This is a genomic window from Tolypothrix sp. PCC 7601 (assembly GCF_025677855.1).
Classification (GTDB): domain Bacteria; phylum Cyanobacteriota; class Cyanobacteriia; order Cyanobacteriales; family Nostocaceae; genus Aulosira; species Aulosira diplosiphon.
Genome location: NZ_CP064879.1, coordinates 4,880,175 through 4,899,234 on the forward strand (window position 1 = coordinate 4,880,175; position 19,060 = coordinate 4,899,234).

Annotated in this window: 18 protein-coding genes; 3 read left to right on the forward strand and 15 right to left on the reverse strand. The window is 40.0% G+C overall.

Going from position 1 to position 19,060, the window contains the following annotated elements; translation table 11 throughout:
* The first annotated feature begins 126 nt into the window (after positions 1-126).
* Positions 127-726 (forward strand): CDP-alcohol phosphatidyltransferase family protein, encoded by a 600-nt coding sequence (locus HG267_RS20040; RefSeq protein WP_045867519.1) that lies wholly within the window; start codon positions 127-129, stop codon positions 724-726.
* Positions 727-809: 83 nt separating this feature from the next.
* On the forward strand, positions 810-2,129 hold the full coding sequence (locus tag HG267_RS20045; protein ID WP_045867518.1) for a CO2 hydration protein: 1,320 nt from the start codon (positions 810-812) through the stop codon (positions 2,127-2,129).
* 65 nt (positions 2,130-2,194) lie between these two features.
* Here the strand turns inward: HG267_RS20045 and HG267_RS20050 are convergent, their stop codons facing one another.
* The 7 genes from HG267_RS20050 to HG267_RS20080 all read right to left on the reverse strand — a co-directional run bounded on the left by HG267_RS20050 (position 2,195) and on the right by HG267_RS20080 (position 7,144).
* Positions 2,195-2,419 (reverse strand): hypothetical protein, encoded by a 225-nt coding sequence (locus HG267_RS20050; protein WP_155538901.1) that lies wholly within the window; start codon positions 2,417-2,419, stop codon positions 2,195-2,197.
* Positions 2,420-3,037: 618 nt separating this feature from the next.
* Positions 3,038-4,216 carry an AbrB family transcriptional regulator gene (locus HG267_RS20055; protein WP_045867516.1) on the reverse strand — a complete coding sequence of 393 codons (1,179 nt, stop codon included), beginning with the start codon at positions 4,214-4,216 and terminating at the stop codon, positions 3,038-3,040.
* A gap of 341 nt (positions 4,217-4,557) precedes the next feature.
* Positions 4,558-4,896 carry a hypothetical protein gene (locus HG267_RS20060; protein ID WP_045867515.1) on the reverse strand — a complete coding sequence of 113 codons (339 nt, stop codon included), beginning with the start codon at positions 4,894-4,896 and terminating at the stop codon, positions 4,558-4,560.
* Positions 4,897-4,985: 89 nt separating this feature from the next.
* Positions 4,986-5,372, reverse strand: coding sequence for a nuclear transport factor 2 family protein (locus tag HG267_RS20065; RefSeq protein WP_045867514.1), 387 nt, complete (start codon positions 5,370-5,372; stop codon positions 4,986-4,988).
* 128 nt (positions 5,373-5,500) lie between these two features.
* Positions 5,501-6,292: a DUF3598 family protein gene (locus HG267_RS20070; RefSeq protein ID WP_045867513.1), complete on the reverse strand. Its 792-nt coding sequence runs from the start codon at positions 6,290-6,292 to the stop codon at positions 5,501-5,503.
* 157 nt (positions 6,293-6,449) lie between these two features.
* Positions 6,450-6,629, reverse strand: a complete 180-nt coding sequence (locus tag HG267_RS20075) for a hypothetical protein (RefSeq protein WP_155538899.1) — start codon at positions 6,627-6,629, stop codon at positions 6,450-6,452.
* Between the two features lie 149 nt (positions 6,630-6,778).
* Entirely contained in the window at positions 6,779-7,144 is a 366-nt protein-coding gene (locus tag HG267_RS20080; RefSeq protein ID WP_045867512.1) for a Lin0512 family protein, read from the reverse strand.
* 22 nt (positions 7,145-7,166) lie between these two features.
* Here HG267_RS20080 and HG267_RS20085 point away from each other — a divergent pair, with 22 nt between their 5' ends.
* Positions 7,167-8,186: an LD-carboxypeptidase gene (locus HG267_RS20085; RefSeq protein ID WP_045867511.1), complete on the forward strand. Its 1,020-nt coding sequence runs from the start codon at positions 7,167-7,169 to the stop codon at positions 8,184-8,186.
* Between the two features lie 350 nt (positions 8,187-8,536).
* Here HG267_RS20085 and HG267_RS20090 read toward each other — a convergent pair whose 3' ends face one another.
* The 8 genes from HG267_RS20090 to HG267_RS20125 all read right to left on the reverse strand — a co-directional run bounded on the left by HG267_RS20090 (position 8,537) and on the right by HG267_RS20125 (position 17,572).
* Positions 8,537-9,874, reverse strand: coding sequence for a DUF4910 domain-containing protein (locus HG267_RS20090; protein WP_045873437.1), 1,338 nt, complete (start codon positions 9,872-9,874; stop codon positions 8,537-8,539).
* Between the two features lie 184 nt (positions 9,875-10,058).
* A complete protein-coding gene (locus tag HG267_RS20095; protein WP_045873436.1) occupies positions 10,059-11,399 on the reverse strand; it encodes a glutamate-1-semialdehyde 2,1-aminomutase in 1,341 nt (446 codons plus the stop codon).
* 51 nt (positions 11,400-11,450) lie between these two features.
* Positions 11,451-12,353: a hypothetical protein gene (locus HG267_RS20100; RefSeq protein WP_045873435.1), complete on the reverse strand. Its 903-nt coding sequence runs from the start codon at positions 12,351-12,353 to the stop codon at positions 11,451-11,453.
* A 467-nt stretch (positions 12,354-12,820) separates the two neighbouring features.
* Positions 12,821-13,378 (reverse strand): dTDP-4-dehydrorhamnose 3,5-epimerase, encoded by a 558-nt coding sequence (gene rfbC / locus HG267_RS20105; protein ID WP_045873434.1) that lies wholly within the window; start codon positions 13,376-13,378, stop codon positions 12,821-12,823.
* Between the two features lie 35 nt (positions 13,379-13,413).
* Positions 13,414-14,067, reverse strand: a complete 654-nt coding sequence (locus HG267_RS20110) for a PIG-L deacetylase family protein (protein WP_045873433.1) — start codon at positions 14,065-14,067, stop codon at positions 13,414-13,416.
* 162 nt (positions 14,068-14,229) lie between these two features.
* A complete protein-coding gene (locus tag HG267_RS20115) occupies positions 14,230-15,027 on the reverse strand; it encodes a sugar phosphate nucleotidyltransferase (RefSeq protein WP_045873432.1) in 798 nt (265 codons plus the stop codon).
* A 217-nt stretch (positions 15,028-15,244) separates the two neighbouring features.
* A complete protein-coding gene (locus HG267_RS20120; RefSeq protein ID WP_045873431.1) occupies positions 15,245-16,510 on the reverse strand; it encodes a class I SAM-dependent methyltransferase in 1,266 nt (421 codons plus the stop codon).
* Between the two features lie 33 nt (positions 16,511-16,543).
* Entirely contained in the window at positions 16,544-17,572 is a 1,029-nt protein-coding gene (locus tag HG267_RS20125) for an NAD-dependent epimerase/dehydratase family protein (RefSeq protein ID WP_045873463.1), read from the reverse strand.
* Positions 17,573-19,060 lie beyond the last annotated feature (1,488 nt).

Sequence of the window (19,060 nt, forward strand, 5' to 3'; positions counted from 1 at the left end):
GAGATTAATAATTTATAAACGAACCGCGAAGGCGCGAAGTACACAAAGGAAGAAAGCTAAGAAGAAGCTTTCTCATATTGATTTAGGATTTTTATAAGGAGCTATGCACCAAGATTAGGAGGAAGGATGAACCTGAAATTAATTCCCAGTGGACTAGTGTTATTTCGCTTTTTAATTGCACCTTTGCTCCTCTGGGATGCCCTTGATGGTAAAACTAGTATTTGGTTCATCGTTGGCTTTGTCGCCGCCTTCCTCTCAGATATTTTTGATGGCATTATTGCCCGGAGACTTGGTGTGAGTACTGCCGAATTAAGACAAGCTGATAGCTGGGCTGATGTGTGCCTTTTTAGTTGCATATTTGTGAGTGCTTGGCTAGTACATCAAGATGTTTTAATTGCTTATCAATTGCCTTTACTCACAGTTGTATTTGCTCAGTTGATATGGTGGATAGTGAATTTAGTGAAATATGGTAAGCCTGCTAGCTATCACACCTACTCAGCTAAATTTTGGGGTATCACTCTAGCCATTGCCATTATTTCTTTATTCGGCTTTAACTATGCAGGAATTTTTCTTTGGCTAACTTGTATTGCTGGGGTAGTCTACAGTATCGAAGAAATTGCCATGACAATGATTCTGCCTGTGTGGACACATGATGTTTTAAGCATTTTTCACGCCCTAAAATTACGCGAACAACTATTAATACAAAAAGACGAAATTGCATCATAGTCATCACAAATGACATTTTCAAGACGCGATGAATCGCGTCTCTACAAAATAAAAAAACCTTACAACTCCCACGAGATTTATATATGACAGCAACTGTTGATAAAACCACTAAATTACCTCCTTCTAAGCATGAATTTGCCGAAGTAATTCACCGCTTAGAAGCTGGCGGTTCAATGTTGCCAGATACCCCAGAAAACTTAATGCAAATTATCGGTTTGTATAAGGCTTATGCAGTGCCGATGGATTTCTACTGGCGGGATTTACTTTATATTGCTGAACGGGAATTTTTAAACCCCTTTCCCTTCTTTAAATACTTTTTACCTAAAGAGTATTTAGACCGTCATAATCATTATGCTGGTGATGATGCCGATTTAAGAATTTGGCGGGGACAAGCTACAGCCCATCCTGAGTTATTAGCATTTATCGAGAAAGGTGAAACTGGCAATATGCCAAAATTATTTCACCATTTATTCCACGATCGCATTAACATGGAGTTTGCTGAAGCTTGTATGCGGGCTATGCTTTGGCATCGTCAAATGTACGCGCCAGTAAACCAGTTTGACGCTTACCTGGATTCAGACGAATATAGAGCTAACGCCGATCGGGCAATTAAAGCTTACTTCAAAGGCAACCCGGTAATGTTGGCGCTGCACAAAATGTTTCCTGATATGTTCATTGAACAGTGTCGCCAGATGTCATATTACTCTAACCTGGGTTTATTCTGGGAAGTTATGGCACCCGTGTTCTTTGAAATGTCGGATATTTACGACGAAGGCGGGTTTAAAGGTGTCCCCGATGCAATGAACTTTTTAGTAAATGGGATTTTTGCGATCGCAGGTCGTCCAATTTACCATCATGTATATATAGATGGCGAATGCTATGAAATCATTCCCAAATCTAAGGGTTTCACCTGGCTATACGAAGCAGCATTACCTTACGTAGAAGCAGTTTTCTACCGTACAGCACCTTTTAGGGGGACAAAATCTTATAATGCTCAAGCAGGGCAAGTACCTGATGACCAAAAAGACTTCCACTATGGCATTCTCTACGCTGATGTGTTTCCAGTAGGTACTGCTGGTATCCCACCCACATTATTAATGCAAGATATGCTACACTTCTTGCCGCAATATTTGGTTGACTATTACCAAAAATATTGCCGTGGCGAAGAAGATATGTTGATTCAGTTGGGAGTTAGTTTCCAACGTTCCATGTACAATGTAACTTCGGCGGTAATTCAAGCATTACGCACGGCATTGTTATATCCTTTAGATGACACCAATCCCAAGCATTTACAAGCAAACCGGGAATTTTTTGAAGCCCAGTTAAACCGCTTTACCCGTGCTGATTACAATATGCGCGATGCTGCACGTTTACGGGATGTTCAACGTCAAGACTATAGGTAATTCGTAATTCGTAATTCGTAATTCGTAATTCGTAATTATTTTGGTAGGGTGTGTTACGCCGCAGGCTAACGCACCTTATCTTTTTGCTTTCTCAGAATTAACTTTTGCTTTCTCAGAATTAACTTCTGCTTTCCCAAAATCAACTTCTGCTTTCCCGGAATTAACTTTTGCTTTCCCAAAATCAACTTCCGCTTTAACGTTTCCGTGTTACGCGCAAGCTGTAGCAACTTCTGCTTTCCCAAAATCAACTTCCGCTTTAACGTTTCCGTGTTACGCGCAAGCTGTAGCAACTTCTGCTTTCCCAGAATCAACTTCTGCTTTAACGTTTCCGTGTTACGCGCAAGTTGTAGGAACTTCCGCTTTAACGTTTCCGTATTCCGCGCAAGTGGTAGAAGCTTCAGGGTTTCGCGATAATCTTAATATTCCCCCAAGAATATTTTTCTTTCTTCCCCTTATACCAATTTCAAGAATGTTTGCGACAGATAAATTCTATGTAGGGAACATCCACCATTGGTGTCAACTTAAGCTAAAAGCGATATAGGGCGGGCGTTGTACAAATACCTCACGCCCTCATCCCCTAACCCCTTCTCCCGCAGGAGAAGGGGAACTAAATCTCTTGCTCCCTTCTCCCTGTGGGAGAGGGGCTGGGGGTGAGGGCAAAACCTTGCACAAGAGCGGGTTTCACGTTAAGTTGACACCACTGGGCATCCACAATCTTTTGGTATATTCAATTATCTTACTGGTGCCGTGCCCCTACCTATGTATAAGAATCATGCTGAAAGTCAAATGGTATTAGGGACTTCTTGAAATTACATTATCCATTTTTCGCAGAGAAGACCATAATTGTATTCTTCCTCCTCTGCTTCCTCCGCCTCCTCTGCTTGGCTGGGGATGCGCGACAACGCATCCTACGATGATTGGCTTTTAAGACGGCGAAACAGAAATAACCAAAGGGGTAGGGAACTGTTGATGGCAATCAGCCTGACTAAATGCCCTGCGGTAACCACTTCCACATTATGATTTAATACCAAAGCAACGAGAATCATTTCTGCGGAACCTCCTGGGGCTGTCACCAATAGACAAGTTAACCAATCCCAAGCAGTTAATTGCATTGCCAGCATAGCAGCGATCGCACCTGCAATTAAAGTCATGGCTACAGACATGACTGCATAGCCGATAGTTTTGGGATTGAAGCTGGGTTTATCTCCCCAATATTCCCCAATGGTAATTCCTAACAGCATTTGACCAACTAAATTAATTAGTGGTGGTGCAGTAAAATGCATACCAGATGCGATAGGTAGTAAATTTAGCAATGGGTTAAAGGCTATCCCCATCAGCAAAGCACCAAAAAAATCACCTGCGGGAATCTTCAAGAATATCGCCAGATAAACTACTAAGGCGGTTACCCCCAGCGCTAATAAAAGTAATCCTAATTGAGATGGCTCAAAATTGAGTAAATTGCTTTGCATGGAAATAGCTTGTTGATTCCAAGAACTGCTAAATGTGGTTCTCGCAATCAAAGGAATCAGAAAAACTACGCTTGTTACCCGCAAGGCTTGAACTAGCGCCACTAAGGTGACATTTTTATTATAATCGGCTGCGATCGCAGCCATAATTCCCACCCCACCGGGAACTGTCGCCAGCATTGCTGTTAACAAATTAGTTTTACTGAGGCGTGAATAAATATAGCCAATACAGATGCCACAAACTAACAGAAAAACTGTTAATAAAATAAATATCGGCATCCCAGACGCAACACCAGCTAAATCACTATGACTACTAGAAGCACCCACTGTTAGCCCCACAAGCGCCATACCAGCTTTTCTCGCAGTCCGGTTTGGTTTGGGATAATATTGAAAAAAAATGCGACAAACCTGCAAAACTATAGCGCCAGCCGCAATACCCCCAAATATCCAAACTATTCCCCCAATATTCAACCTAGCGAGGCTGAAACCTAAAGGTAACGCCAGCAGCATTTCTAAAATCAAGACAGCTAACTGCTTGACAAAGAGATGTTGTTGAGCATCAATAGGATTTGCAGCAGTTGATTCCTCACCAATAGGAGCAACACTAAAGCTATGATTCATCGATGTGCGCTTTTTTCTTAGTTTAATACGCACAACAGATCATGCGATCGCACTATGTAGCACCAAAAGCTTTGAAAGAGGTGCGTTAACGAAGTAACGCACCCTACTGGCGTGTCTAGACTAAAATAGTGTATTACTCAAACTCTTGTGGGATGGGCATCTTGCCCGTCCTGGGCGGACAAGATGTCCACCCCACAAGAAAATTATATTGCCACATTTTAGTCTTGTCAGTCCACTACTGGACTCTTGTACAGACGCGATTAATCGCGTCTCTGCAACTCCTGACTCAGTGTGTTACTGGACTTTTTACTCAGCACTCAGCACTCAGCACTCAGCACTCTTTAATCTTCATCAAGTGCGGGGAAAGCTTCCTCAAATTGCCATAACTCATCTTTATGTTCCATGAACCAAATCCGAGTTTCTGGAGTTAATTGACTCCAAATATTTTCTACAGGAATGTGGGGAGAAGCATAGCGATACTGTTCACCGAGTAATTTCAGATTTTCCGCTACATCAACGGGAATACCAAACTCTCGCCAGTCAACTTTCACATATCTTCCAGAAAGCCCACCTGCGGGGTCAAAAATTAATTGTGCAGCCCTAACTAAATCAGCAAAATGATTTGCTTTTAGTCCGGTTATTTGCTGAATTGGTAGTGATTGATTATGCTCTTGAGACATTGTCGCTGGAGTGGTAAAGATGATTTGTTGATTGAATTTACTGCCAGAGATTTTTATCCCAATTCTCCTATTTTAGCGCACCGTCCTTTTTAAGAACGCAGTTGTGCTATCATTGCGGCTGGATTCCAGTAAGCGCGAGTAGTTTGAATTTTACCGGCGGTGTTAATTTCAATAATAGTAATTCCGGCAAAAGTTACTGATTTACCACTTTTGCTAATTCCTTGCATTGTCCACTTTACTGCTGCTTCATTCCCACTTACAAAAATATGCTCAGTAGTGGCTTCTAGTTTGGTAAAAACGGCTTGCAATTGCCCAATAAACTGACGGAATCCTTCATGCACTTTTGCTGGTGCTTCTCCTACTGGATCGTAGCTTAATGCATCTTCAGCAAAGTTTTCTACCCAGCCTTCAGGGTTCATACTAGCCATATTAGCAAAGTAAGCAGCAACTACGGTTTCAATGGTTGCATTTGACATATAAAAGTCCTATTTCAGTTGTGCAAAATATCGGTTTTAGCTGTTGATTGTTGAGTCTTGAATACAGACGCGATTAATGTTGAATAAAGACGCAATTAATCGCGTCTCTACAAGTCTTGAATTTGGAATTATTGCCGATAAAATATTTCTGAAGTTAAGCGCTGGAAATTACCTGCACTATCATATTGTGCAGTTAGTCGTTTAAATTCACTTGGAGAGACAAACTTACCAGCTATAATGCTAAATTCTTGACCAGATTGCAAAATTTTAGGTGTATTAATCACTATGCCATCAGGTAAAAATACTTTTTGATATATATTCTCGTCTTTCAGTGGAACCAAAGTTAGATTTTCAATAGATTCCACATCTGAAACAGTTAAATCAGCATTGATATATTGTTTTTCTCCTATCCATTTACCATCGATGTTAGTTACTTCTGCATCAGGTAATTTTACAGGGAAGCTACCTAAATATTCACGAATCTGAGTAAATCTTTCTATAGCACTATTTTCTCCACACATCACTACTACACTAGTTCGCCAATCTTTATTTATAAAGAATAACTCCATGCCAAATCTTGTACCTGGCTCAAATTTTTTGCCTACAAAACCATAAATTTCAGGAGTAATTCCTAGTACTCTCATAGAAGGTAATGCAGGATGAATAATGCCATCATCTTGATTACAAGTTTGCTGATCAATTTGCCAGGTTTTTTCTTCTTCTCTGCCATCGGCATAGGTGTAACTGTTAGTGTGATAAATAATTGTGTTATCTTCGTTAGCCCGAAAACTTCTTACACATTTTAAAGAATTAACCACTTCTTTATTGAAAGAATAACTAGTCCATGTTCCATACCAGCTAATACCTTCTTGAGTATGATTACCAAACAAAGTTGACCAGTTTCGCTCTTGTGCATTCATGATATGAAACCCTAAAATTGAGCGTGATTTTATAAATTCTCATCAGAATTTACATTATTTATGCAGCTACCATTTTCAAAAAAGAACGCGACAGATGGCTAGGGCACGGCACCAGTAAGATAATTTGATATACCACAAAATTGTGGATGCCGTGCCCCTACAAGGAATTTATTGAAAGCGGCGGGAAACTCCATCCCCTTGTGGGTGGAGAGGGACAGCCGCCCCGCCGCTTGGGGCATTGGGGAGGCAGTGCGTTGGACGGGTTTCCCGGCTTAAAGCAACTGCCGTCATTGGGCATTGGTAATTTCTTCGCCATGCCCCATGCCCGATTCCCCATGCCCAAAAACTCCATCCCCTTGTGGGTGGAGTTTTTCATTGCTTGCAAACATTATTTGAATTGATTTTTGAAAAAACTCGTTCTACCTTTAGCCCTTATTTCCTGTTTCCTGTCTCAGCGACTAATTTCAGCAATCCCAACACTTAATATTATTCAGTTTCAATCAACACATGAACAGCCGCCACAGCTATTAACATCTCGTCATTTTTATCGTTGAGAGAAGCAATTGCGCGCCCTTGAACTACCATCCCCCCAGCTTCAACGGTGAGAGTTTTACGCCCAAATGGTAATACTGCTAATACTTCCTCTTGTCTTACCTGTTCTGGGTATGGTACTGCTACTTGAACTTCCACAATCATCTCATTGGGGTCATTTAAACCAGCAACTTCCCAAACACCAGGTAACGCATTATGTGCGATCGCATTTCTTACCGCCCTGGCTGCTGCTACTGTGGGTTCTTGTCCATGTTGGTCAACTCCCATGCCCATCTCAATAATAAAGCGTTTTTTAGCCACAACTTTCTCCCATCCCTAATTTATGCACATCAACCGCCGAAAATTTCTTACCAGCGTTGGGTTAGCCACTTTAGCCACCCAGGTACCACTGTTTACAGCCCAAGGTCAATTATCTCGCAATAGCACCCTGAAACCACCTCATCTGCAAATTGGCGATACTGTGGGATTAATCGCCCCAGCCAGTACCGTTGACAGCGAAGATATAGCCACTGCACAGCGTAACCTTGCAGATTTAGGGCTGAAAGTGAAGTTAGGAAAGCATATTTTGGATCGTTATGGTTACTTAGCCGGGAAGGATCGCGATCGCGCTTTTGATTTAAACTCGATGTTTGCCGATCCATCGGTAAAAGCTATTATTGCTATGCGTGGCGGTTGGGGTTGCAATCGTCTCTTACCTTGGCTGAATTACACTAATATTCGCAATCATCCCAAAATCTTGCTGGGATACAGTGATATTACATCTTTATTATTAGCAATTAATGCCCGCAGTCGCTTAATTACTTTTCATGGCCCAGTTGCCACCTCTACCTGGAATCAGTTTACTGTAGATTACTTTCGGCGCATTCTCTTTAATCAAGAAGCCGTCACCATGCAAAATCCCACCCCTGGGGAAGTGAAAATAGAAATAATTACCCCAGGAAAAGCCAGAGGTAAACTTGTCGGCGGTAACCTATCTGTCCTCTCAGCAATGATCGGTTCAATGTACCTTCCGGCTTGGCACAACAGCATTTTATTTATTGAAGAAATCAGCGAAGATATTTATCGTGTAGACCGAATGCTTACACAATTAAAAAATGCTGGCATACTTAATCAAATTGCTGGTTTTATTTTTGCCCAATGCACCGATTGTAGTCTTGGTGATGCCCCAAATTTTACTTTAATGCAAGTCTTACAAGACCACATCCGCCCGTTAAATATTCCTGCTTGGTACGGTTCAATGATTGGTCACATTAAAAATAAATTTACCGTGCCAGTAGGTTTGTCAGTAGAAATTGATGCCAATTTAGGCACAATTCAAATGTTAGAATCAGCCGTAATTTAATACCAATTTTAAAAAAAATCATGCGACAAATTGTAGGGGCAAGGCACTGCCCATTGGTGTCAACTTCAGCTAAAAGCTATATAGGGCAGGCGTTGTACAAATACCTCGCGCCCTCATCCCCTAACCCCTTCTCCCGCAGGAGAAGGGGAACTAAATCTCTTGCTCCCTTCTCCCCGTGGGAGAGGGGCTGGGGGTGAGGGCGAAACCTTGAACAAGAGCGGGTTTCACGTAAAGTTGACACAACTGGGCACTTCCTTGCCCTCTAATTAGTTGTATTAGAAGTGAAAAAATTAATGTATCAAAAGCCCATATTTTGACTTTTGACTTTTGACCCTTGACACCCTATCCTATCAATCACTAGCCGCGAGTTTTAATAAATCAGTTTGCGATAATCTATCCGCCGCAGTTTTAACATCATCAAACGGCATTCCCGACCTTTTAGCAATATCTAGCAGAGTATGCTCGCCATCAGCTAAATTCAAAACCCACAAAATAGCCATTTCATTTAATCCGCTATCTTTTTGCCCACCAACTGACCGATATAAACCTCTTTTCCCTAACTGTGGCTCACATTTGGGTTTCTGATTAACGTAAACTTGATTACTATCAAGAATATTTAATATCGAAACACATTGAGCAAATGAATCAGCCAGAGATTGCGGTTTCACAAAGTCCAAATTATCGGCTGAAGTGTGATATTCCGGGAAGCTACCATGAGGCGATCGCATAAAGCAACCTACAGCTAAATTAAAGCCTGGTGAGCAATATTGTCGCTCATCATAACCATAGGGAAAGAAGTCAATAATTTTATAATCGTGACCAGAATTTTTCAGCACATAACCGACAATCTCATCAATTTCGGTATTACCTCTACGGCTTTTTTTGTAAGTAAAGTTACCCGCATCTCCCAAACAAGTTAAAACTAAACCATGTTTGATGCGATGCACATTTGCTTCATTTACAGACAGCCAAGTAATTGAACCAATAGTTCCCGGTATAAAAACAAACCGATAAGAATAGTGATTTTTAGTTTGGCTGAGTTGTTTAGCGAGAAAAATTGCGATCGCAATTCCCGAAAGATTATCATTGCACAGCGAAGGATGACAGGCGTGACAAGAAATTAACACTTCCTCGCTGCTGGCTCCGGGAATAAAATACTCACCATAGGTAAGATGTCCCGGTTCTAAAGATGAATCAATACATACTTCATATTCTTCATCTTGCAGTTGTAAAAACTGATTATGACTGAGACAAAATCCCCAACTTTCTTTGTAATAGGAAGTCCGATAAGGAACCCAATCCGGATAATCTGGAAGTGTAAATAAATGTGATTTTAATTCATCAAGGGATATCTTTTGATGTACCGGAATACTGTAATTAACAACGTGTAAATTTAAATTTGCAAAATCTACAATCTTTTCACCTTGAGAGTTTTTAATATAAGCATCTTTAATATTCCATTCTTTAGGCACTTTCCAATCAAAAACCTCAGTTCCCGTTGGTACTTCATGCACCGATAGCGGAATATGCTGTTGCAGAATCTTGAGAGTTTTTCTAAACCCATCACCTGTAATACTGCGGCAGATAGGATAAAGTTCAGTAATTAATTGATATATTTCTTGAGCTATATCACTGCTGTTTACAGCCGTTTCTAGCTTGGTTTCTACAGGTTCTTGAAGATTTACCATGATAATTTCCCTGGGATAATCTCATTTTTAATCAACACAGTAGAGGCACAACAATGTTGTGCCCTTACATAATTTAGCGTTTAAACTGTTCAATTCGTTGACGGTTCACAGTCAACAGTCAACAGTCAACAGTCAACAGTCAACAGTCAACAATATCAATGGAATATTTTTTCCTTGGAACTCCCTAACAATATTTTCTAAACACAGGTTTAACTGGACGGCCAATTAGATACTCATCAATTCCATATTCTAGAGCTTGGCGGTAAACCTTTAAAGCTTCGCCAATTGCATCAATTGTGAAATCAATATCTTCATTACTATGGGAGAAACTCACAACCAAAGAAGGTAAAATCAACCCGCGTTTAATAGTTTCTTGCATAAAGAGAGTTCTAAATGCTTGGGATGGTTGTTGATTTTGGTCGCGAGTGCCATAAACTAAATTGCAAGGAAGCCCCGCAATTTGGAAGTAATCTTCCACTCCATAAGCTGCGATCGCTTGCTTAATCCCCTTAGATAATCTTTCTCCTTGCTGATACAGATACTCTATTACACCTTCTGTCCGGAAAGTGTTCATAGTCGCGATCGCTGCAGCTAAGGCGTGGTTTTCGGCTCCGTGGGTAGTAGATAGCAGAAATACGCGCTCTTTATCGTGATAAATTCCGCCTAATTCCATGATTTCGCGTTTCCCAGCCAGTGCGGAAACCGCAAAACCATTACCCATGCTTTTACCAAATGTCGATAAGTCGGGAACGATATTGTAGCAGTTTTGGGCATTCCCACCAGCCCAACGGAAGCCAGTAATCATCTCATCTAAGATGAAAATTGCGCCATTTTCCTGACAGAGTTTTTGTAACTCATAAAGAAAACCGTTGGCTGGATGTTCATATTTAGCGGGTTCTAAAATGACACAAGCAATCTTTCCGGGATGATTTGCAAACAGAGTTTTGACACTTTCAATATCATTAAAAGTGAATTTCACTGTCAAATCTTGAACCACTTGGGGAATCCCCGCAGACATGGGAGTGCTGCCAATAAACCAGTCATTATAGGAAAAGAAGGGATGATCGCCACAAATAGCCACCATATCCCTTCCTGTATATGCTCTAGCCAGAGTAATTGCGGCTGTAGTTACCGTTGAGCCATCCTTGGCAAATTTCACCATTTCTGCGCCAGGAACCCAACTCAGAAGCTGTTCAGCACATTCTACTTCAATGGTTGCCGGACGGGTAAAGTTATTACCCAACAGCATTTGCTGATACGCTGCTTCTACCACAGCCGGATAAGCGTGTCCTAAAGTAATGGCACGCAAACCCATGCCATATTCAATAAATTCATTACCATCAACATCCCAGACATGACACCCATTACCTTTTACAATAAAGCCTGGTGCATCTTCGGGAAATTGGTCATCACCTTTAGCGTAAGTATGAGCGCCACCAGGAATTAACGCGTGGCTCTTTTTTTGTAAAACTTTGGACTGTGCAAAAGACTGAGTAGTTGAGGGTTTAAAATCAGCTAAGGTCATCGGTTTTTCCTTAATGGGGATTTAATTTGAATAGGCGATCGCACCACGAAACTACGAAACCAAGCACTCTTCTCTTACTGGGGTGTCATAGCGAGCCACTAAATCTTCAGAAATCCGCGAAAAGTCAGTACCTCTTAAAAAGTCTCCTAAAGAAGTACCTGTACAGTCGGAATCGATATTTGGCGCACCCCTTCTGGCGATCGCATCATCTAGATGCACAGTTCTAAAATCAATGCTAAAGCGGGTGTAACCGGATGTATTTGGTACAGTTGAATGCATCTGCGCGCCAGAAAAGAGAATCATTCCGCCAACTTTGGTAACCACCCGTAATTGTGGTTCTATTTCTAAAAGTTCTTCGGCGTGGGGTTGCTTGCGTGTATCTTTTTTAATATGCTGGGCAGCATTTTTGCGGCTTTCTCGATTCCACTTTGCGTAGTTATAGTCTCGAGAACTATTTTTCACTGGCTCGTTCCAGTAGCGCGGATGAAATGCCATGACATTTTCTGCTGTCACATCATATACAGGTAACCACCAGTTGATTTGGGATTGCGGTGCAGAGTACCAAGTATCACGATGGGGATGGAAAGCGTAAGCAATTCCAGCAGTTAGATAACCATCGCTGGTTGCTGTCCTTAAGCGTGGTACATCAAAATAGGTTTTACTCAAATCGCAGCCATTTTCCTCCAAAATCCCTTGGATGAGTTCTTTGGATTTTGGGTGATGGATAAAAGCGGGTTTGAGTTTTGCCAAAATCTCAACGTACTTCTCCACAGGTAAACTATGCTGTGCTGTGATTGGATCTAAAGGTGCAAAGGCTGCTTCCGCCATTTCCCGCGCAAACTCACAAAGAGCGATCGCGCTTTTAGAAGGAGAATAGACAAAGATTTGTCCGTTGTAGAGATGTGCCCTTCTAATATCATCATTGATATGTGAATCGAAATAGATTGTGTTCATTTTATGTTCCTTATGTTCACACCAAGTTCTCTAAAAAATTACTTACCTATGGGAACTTGATATAAAGATGCAGCTCGTGACCCTTAGATAGGTAGGCTAAACAGTAGACGCATCATAGATAGCGCCAGTGCTTGCCAATCTGATACCCATTCACAAAAATCCTGAGACTGATAGATTGTTGGTAGGGGTTGAGCATTGCTCAACCCTCTACCCACCTACTCGTCTCACGCTTCAAGTGAAACAGTATGAGGCCATGAATATGCAGCCTTACATTAAATTGCTATCCAGATAAGTAGTCAGCGTCACCAGCTATGCAAACAGTGAAAAATGTTTGCATACTCCCAAGCTTGCACCCGTTGATTGATGAATTTTTGCAGGGTAAAGTATCCCTGCTTTTATCTTGTAACTATTGCTACCTAATGCTGGTTGCAAATAGCCACACATCTCAGCATTGCAGCTGAAAAGCTTTATCTTCCCGCCAGTGTCCCGATATTTTTCTGCTCAAATAAATTCCAAGCAAGATCCTTTTCGGAAATTTCACTAATCGGTAAAGGCCAGACAATTCCAAAAGCTGGGTCATCGTAGCGGTAGCCTGTGGAATATTCTGGCGCATAAAAATCGCCCATCTGATACATCACTTCTGTATCATCAGTTAAGGTTTGAAAACCGTGAGCAAATCTATCTGGGATGTATAACCCACGCCGATTTTCTGCAGTTAACTCCACACCAATATGCGATAAATAGGTCGGAGATTCTGGGCGTAAATCGATAATCACATCATAGATAGCGCCGTGGATACAACGGACTAATTTGGTTTCCTGGGAAGGAGGAGTTTGATAATGCATTCCCCGCAGTGTCCCTTGCTTATGGTTAAAAGATACATTGCATTGAGCAATTGTGGCTTTTAGACCATGAGCCTCAAATTCATTGATGCAAAAAGTCCGAGCAAAAAAACCACGACTATCTTGTTTTAACTCTAAGTCAATAATGAATGCCCCTTGTAGCTTCGTTTCAGTGAAAATCATGTATTTGGTTACAAATATTTTTATAAAAAGTGAGATTAAAGAAATATTTTGCGACAGTAGAAAGCTTCAGCATAATTACCCGGTGAATTAGATTCAATTCCTCGGATTCTTAAGATGGAACGGAAAGTTTCATCGGTAAACCATTGTTTATTATTCTGCGTAGCAAATGCATCCTGAAGATACTGAATTTTGCGCCGACAGATACCTTCATCTAAATGCACAAAGAAATTAGGAATTCCCAAGTCACCATCATACTTGGGGATTTCATATTCCAAAATCAAATGATTTCTAAAGGTATTCCAAGTTAAATCAGAAATTAAGCGATGATCTTGATGGCGATCGTCTCTATAATGCGTAAAAATTAAATCTGGTGAAAATTCTTGCTTTAACTGCTCAAAGCATTCTTTCACTTCTATTCCGTGAAAAGGCAAAAACCCATCTCGGAACTCTTTAATAATAATTTTCTGGGACTGTACTTCTTTTAAAAATATACTAGCACTTTTCTTGGCTTCTGTGGCTCTTTGTTCATTAGAACTAAATACTACCCAATAGATAACCACATTTTTGTAATTTTCTATCAGCTTTAAAATTGTGCCGCCACACCCAATTTCAATATCATCGCAATGAGCACCCAGACAGAGAATTTTATACTCAGATTCGGCTGTTTTATCAAAGCTAATTTTGAGCATATATTAACCCTATCTAATTTGTAAAAACTTAGGAAACTTATATTTGGTAGTCATTGCCAACATATTATGATTCTTGCCTGGATTGTTAGATATTTTGGGTGAGAATTTCTCACCCAAAACTCATACTGAACTCTTAACTGCTAGCCGAAAAATTTAGTAATGTTAGGCATTGCTAACTTCCAATTGCTTATCTCTCCAAACTTCCCAAGGACGATGACCTTGAGTATACATATCATCTAACACTTGCTTCTCTTTAAAAGTATCCATTACTCCAAAGAAGCCAGTGTACTTGTAAGCAATTAGCTGTTCTTGAGCAATTAGCCTTTGGAAAGGCTCAAGCACCAGCTCTTCACCGTAATTAATATACTTGAAGATATCTTTCTTAAAGATAAAATATCCACCATTAATCCAAATTTCCCGCTGTTTGACATCTTTAAGATCCTGCACCAAATCGTTCTCACCAATGTCAACCAAATGGAAGCTTTGGCTAGGTCTCACACACAAAAAGCTACCGATTTTATCGCGACGATAAAAATTATCAATATATGTAGGAAGATGCAAATCTGTGAGACCATCGCTGTAGTTGGCTAAGAAAACTTCTTCGCCTTCTAAATATTCTTCCACAGCCTTGAATCTTTGACCAATATTCGCAGTTAAACCTGTATCTACAAAGGTGATATTCCAATCTTGAATATCATGATTGAATAGTTGAATTTTGCTACCACCAGATAAAGTGAAGTTATTAGAAAGCCACTCATTATAGTTTAAGAAATAGCTCTTAATTAAGTCAGCTTTATAACCTAGACATAAAATAAAATCTTTATGTCCATAATGGGCATAATATTTCATCACATGCCATAATATCGGTCTATATCCGATATTCACCATTGGCTTAGGAATACTTTCCGAATAATCTCTCATTCTTGTCCCTAAACCGCCACAAAATAAAACTACTTTCATTATGCACCTCGTCTTGGCTAATGTTTACGCTTTGCCAGAAAAAATTTAAATTTTTTGCAGAATTATGGAACTACATAAAAGTCATGAATTTTTGCTGGCTTTATGCAAGTTTGCATCTATCTTCTGCTCTTTAACTAAAAAAATTGCAAGTAATGCTGGTATATTTATTTTGAATCTTATTTAGCCCTCTGACTGTCTCAGAGGGTTGACTAAATATTTAAGAGTAGATTTGCACCTCTGGAATTGGCACCACAAATTTACCGCCCCAATCCCGAATGTAGGCAATTTGTGACATAATTTCATCCTTGAGATTCCAAGGTAAAATCAGCACATAATCTGGTTTAGTTTCTTGAATCTTGTCAGGATGAAAAATGGGAATATGAGTACCCGGTAAAAATTGACCTTGTTTGTAAGGGCTACGGTCTACTGTATAATCCAGAAAATCTGTACGGATACCACAATAGTTTAACAGAGTATTACCCTTCCCTGGCGCACCGTAACCTGCAATTGATTTACCTTCTCGCTTCGCTTGAATTAAGAAATCCAATAACTTGCGTTTAGTTTCTTTGACTTTTTCGCCAAAAGAAAAATAGTACTCTAGCTTATGAAATCCAGCAGCTTCTTCTCTGGCTTTCAGTTCTATTACTTGCTCGCTCACAGGTTGAGAATCATCTTCAGTATGGCGAGCGTAAATTCTTAAAGAACCGCCATGACTCTTCAATTCTTGCACATCAAAAATTGTTAACCCATGAGTTGCAAAAATCTTTTCTACTGTGAGGAAAGAGAAATAAGAGAAATGCTCGTGATAAATAGTATCAAACTGATTTTCATCAATTAGCCGCATCAGGTGAGGGAATTCCATTGTAATTACACCTTGCGGTTTGAGGATGATTTTCATCCCTTTGACAAAGTCATTAAGATAGGGTGTATGAGCTAGAACATTATTACCCAGTAACAAATCTGCCTTGACACCTTTAGCAACTTGTTCTTTGGCTGTTTCTTGCCCAAAAAATTTAACAACTGTAGGAATGCCTTTTTTAATAGCTACTTCAGCCACATTAGCTGCTGGTTCAATTCCCAATGCTGGAATATTTTTCTCAACGAAGTATTGCAGTAAATAGCCATCATTACTAGCAATTTCTATTACCTGACTTTGCTGATTTAACTGGAAACGCTCTACTACCAAATCAACATAGTTCTTGGCATGTTTCAACCAACTATCAGAATAGGAAGAGAAATATGCGTAGTCACTAAAAATATTTTCTGGACTAACGTATTCTTGCAATTGAACTAAAAGACAATTCTCGCAGACATAGGCGTGTAATGGATAAAAAGGCTCCACTTCATTCAGCTGCTTGAGGCTGCGATAGCTTTCGCAGGGAGGAGACATACCTAAATCTACGAAGGTATGGCGCAAACCCGTTCCACAAAAAAGACACTCACCCGTGATGAGTTGATTATCGGTTATTTTTGGTAGATTCATGATTTATATTGTTTTGGCAATCAGATTTCCAATTTAAACAGTCCGCCAGAAGAAATCTTGATCGATTTGCTGAGTGCGAATCAGATATTCTAGTTGTTTGAGACGAGTAAAACCTCTAGACTCAAACTCTTCTCTAGTCATGTCAATCTGTTTGAAGACATTATAGAGTTGTTGGGCACCACGTCGGGCATCCCACTCACACTTAAATCCCGGCAAATTTTTATTGATTTTATCGAAAGAAACCCGATAACTGCGGTTGTCAGGATCGTGTTTACCAAAGCTTAATTGACAACCTGTAAATACATCTGCAACTATCTCAGCAATTTGTTTAACTTGATAGTTGCCATTTGTATCCCCAACATTAAAAATTTGGTTGTGAATCACATCTCGTGGTGCTTCTAAGGTACAAATAATGGCTTTACAGATATCCAATATATGCACTAGCGGCCGCCAAGGTGTGCCATCGCTATTCATCTTAATTTCTTTAATTGTCCATGCCCAACCTGAAAGATTATTCAAGACAATATCAAAACGCATCCTCGGAGAAGCTCCATAGGCTGTAGCATTCCGCAAAAATGTCGGAGAAAAGCTGTCATCAGCCAGATGCTTTACATCTTGTTCTACCAAACCCTTGCATTTGGCATAGGCGGTTTGAGGATTAATAGTAGACTCTTCGTCTACATAATCTTCAGTTGCAAAGCCATAAACGCTACATGAAGAAGTGTAGACAAAACGTCGCACCCCTGCTTCCTTAGCCAGCTTTGCTAAATGTACTGAACCTTTGTGGTTGATATCGTAAGTGATGGTCGGGGCTAACTGACCTAAAGGATCGTTAGATAGTTCTGCCATGTGAACGATCGCATCAACTCCCTCCAGGTCGGAAGCCGTAATATTACGGATGTCTTTATTTAAGGTTTTGGCAGTTAGTTCTGTGCCATTGTACAACCAACCAACCTTATAAAAGCCCGTATCCACGGCAATAACTTCATAACCTTGTTGTATTAACAGAGGTGCTAATAACGAGCCGATATAACCTTCAGTTCCAGTTACAAGTACTTTCATTGTTAAAATTTTCAGCTGTAATTGCGGTTTGCCGGTGCTTGGACTCAGTAGAAACACTAGCTAGGATACTTTTCCCTGAAAGCAAAAGCAATACTTTAAAGATAATTTCATGTTGTAAGAGCACTTCTTCATGTATGCTTTATCAAGCAAATGACTTTGCTCCTGATGTGAAGAGAAATCTATTTTAAAAGCATCTAAAATCAGATAAAAACACCCTTGCAAAATTACCAGTCTTCAGGTTCATTCCTGAATGATTTATCCAATAGTCAAATTGTCAATAATGGCAATCCTCTATGAGGCAGAAATTTCAGCTTGCGATCGCAAGCTTAAACTTTTCTCTAAACGGCCAATTGCCAGCAGCGACAATATATTGAGCCAATTTTCATTTGTAAGTAGACATTAATTTAGAATACTAACCAAATATTTATTTATAGAGTTACCATCAAACCATAAGCTCAACTTTATGCAAAGTATTTATAAACTCAAACTCCCTTAAATAATGTGGGTAAAACTTTCATGATTATGCTCTAGGAAATATCAAGCAAACTTAGCTGAATACGGCATTTTTCAGGTAACTAAACTCCCATCAGCTGATGATTTTTGGTGGTGCTGAGATAGTTAGAGAACTTATGATACACAGCCGTGTATTTTATGTAAGTGCTGTATTTGCAACAATGTCCAAGCGATCGCCAAGCTACTCGACGTTTTTATACTACATACCCAAAGTAGTAACTTTCTGACTGCGCCTGAGTGGATACCGTTCCTAAGTGAGTCGTTTTTAACTAGTGTCAGTTGAAAAAGTGTCACTCACCACATTCCTGGTTTTGTCCGAGAAAAGATATTCTAAGTTAGTGCAAGGAGTGATACCACTTCACAACATGTTTGTCACTAGTTATCCTCGTAATGCCCCTCCTTTGGGGGTTGTTGCGGATTTCAAATGTTGCATCAAACAAGTGGGTTGGTATAAAGTTATACGGGGAAGCGCTTGAGCTAGCAAAAATCTCAAGCGCTTTTTCGTGTATAAATAACAAAATTTTCCTCTAATACAGAATAAGTAAGTTTTTAAAAGCACATAATCGTCAAAAGTCATAATTATAAAACTACTCCTAGAGATTCCTCCTGTCCGTTTCAATTGCAAACAACTCTCTAGTAATTCTCACGGAGATTCGCAATTTCAGGGTTTTTGCTGAGATGCAATCCCATTACCAACAATAATATTTATATTTAGTTATTTAGCAGTATAGTTTTAGCTTTCTATCCACTAAAATCGGGCAACCTCAGACCTAAAGGTCTTTTTTTGTAGATAATTGCAGATAGATATCACTCTAGAAGTATCAATAAATGTAGGGTGTGTTGTCGTGTAGCGCAACGCACCGATGCAACATCAAAGATTCTGTTTTACAGCAAATTGCAGATAAGCTAAAACACCTTCGTTATTAGTCTTTTGTCATTTGTTTTTACAAAGAACAAGAGACAAAGCGCAAAGTC

Excerpts from the sequence above, each read along its gene's own strand:
- HG267_RS20040 (WP_045867519.1), top strand. The coding sequence starts at position 127 with ATGAACCTGAAATTAATTCCCAGTGGACTAGTGTTATTTCGCTTTTTA.
- HG267_RS20045 (WP_045867518.1), top strand. The coding sequence starts at position 810 with ATGACAGCAACTGTTGATAAAACCACTAAATTACCTCCTTCTAAGCAT.
- HG267_RS20055 (WP_045867516.1), bottom strand. The coding sequence starts at position 4,216 with ATGAATCATAGCTTTAGTGTTGCTCCTATTGGTGAGGAATCAACTGCT.
- HG267_RS20060 (WP_045867515.1), bottom strand. The coding sequence starts at position 4,896 with ATGTCTCAAGAGCATAATCAATCACTACCAATTCAGCAAATAACCGGA.
- HG267_RS20065 (WP_045867514.1), bottom strand. The coding sequence starts at position 5,372 with ATGTCAAATGCAACCATTGAAACCGTAGTTGCTGCTTACTTTGCTAAT.
- HG267_RS20070 (WP_045867513.1), bottom strand. The coding sequence starts at position 6,292 with ATGAATGCACAAGAGCGAAACTGGTCAACTTTGTTTGGTAATCATACT.
- HG267_RS20075 (WP_155538899.1), bottom strand. The coding sequence starts at position 6,629 with ATGGGGAATCGGGCATGGGGCATGGCGAAGAAATTACCAATGCCCAAT.
- HG267_RS20085 (WP_045867511.1), top strand. The coding sequence starts at position 7,167 with ATGCACATCAACCGCCGAAAATTTCTTACCAGCGTTGGGTTAGCCACT.
- HG267_RS20090 (WP_045873437.1), bottom strand. The coding sequence starts at position 9,874 with ATGGTAAATCTTCAAGAACCTGTAGAAACCAAGCTAGAAACGGCTGTA.
- HG267_RS20095 (WP_045873436.1), bottom strand. The coding sequence starts at position 11,399 with ATGACCTTAGCTGATTTTAAACCCTCAACTACTCAGTCTTTTGCACAG.
- HG267_RS20100 (WP_045873435.1), bottom strand. The coding sequence starts at position 12,353 with ATGAACACAATCTATTTCGATTCACATATCAATGATGATATTAGAAGG.
- rfbC (WP_045873434.1), bottom strand. The coding sequence starts at position 13,378 with ATGATTTTCACTGAAACGAAGCTACAAGGGGCATTCATTATTGACTTA.
- HG267_RS20110 (WP_045873433.1), bottom strand. The coding sequence starts at position 14,067 with ATGCTCAAAATTAGCTTTGATAAAACAGCCGAATCTGAGTATAAAATT.
- HG267_RS20115 (WP_045873432.1), bottom strand. The coding sequence starts at position 15,027 with ATGAAAGTAGTTTTATTTTGTGGCGGTTTAGGGACAAGAATGAGAGAT.
- HG267_RS20120 (WP_045873431.1), bottom strand. The coding sequence starts at position 16,510 with ATGAATCTACCAAAAATAACCGATAATCAACTCATCACGGGTGAGTGT.
- HG267_RS20125 (WP_045873463.1), bottom strand. The coding sequence starts at position 17,572 with ATGAAAGTACTTGTAACTGGAACTGAAGGTTATATCGGCTCGTTATTA.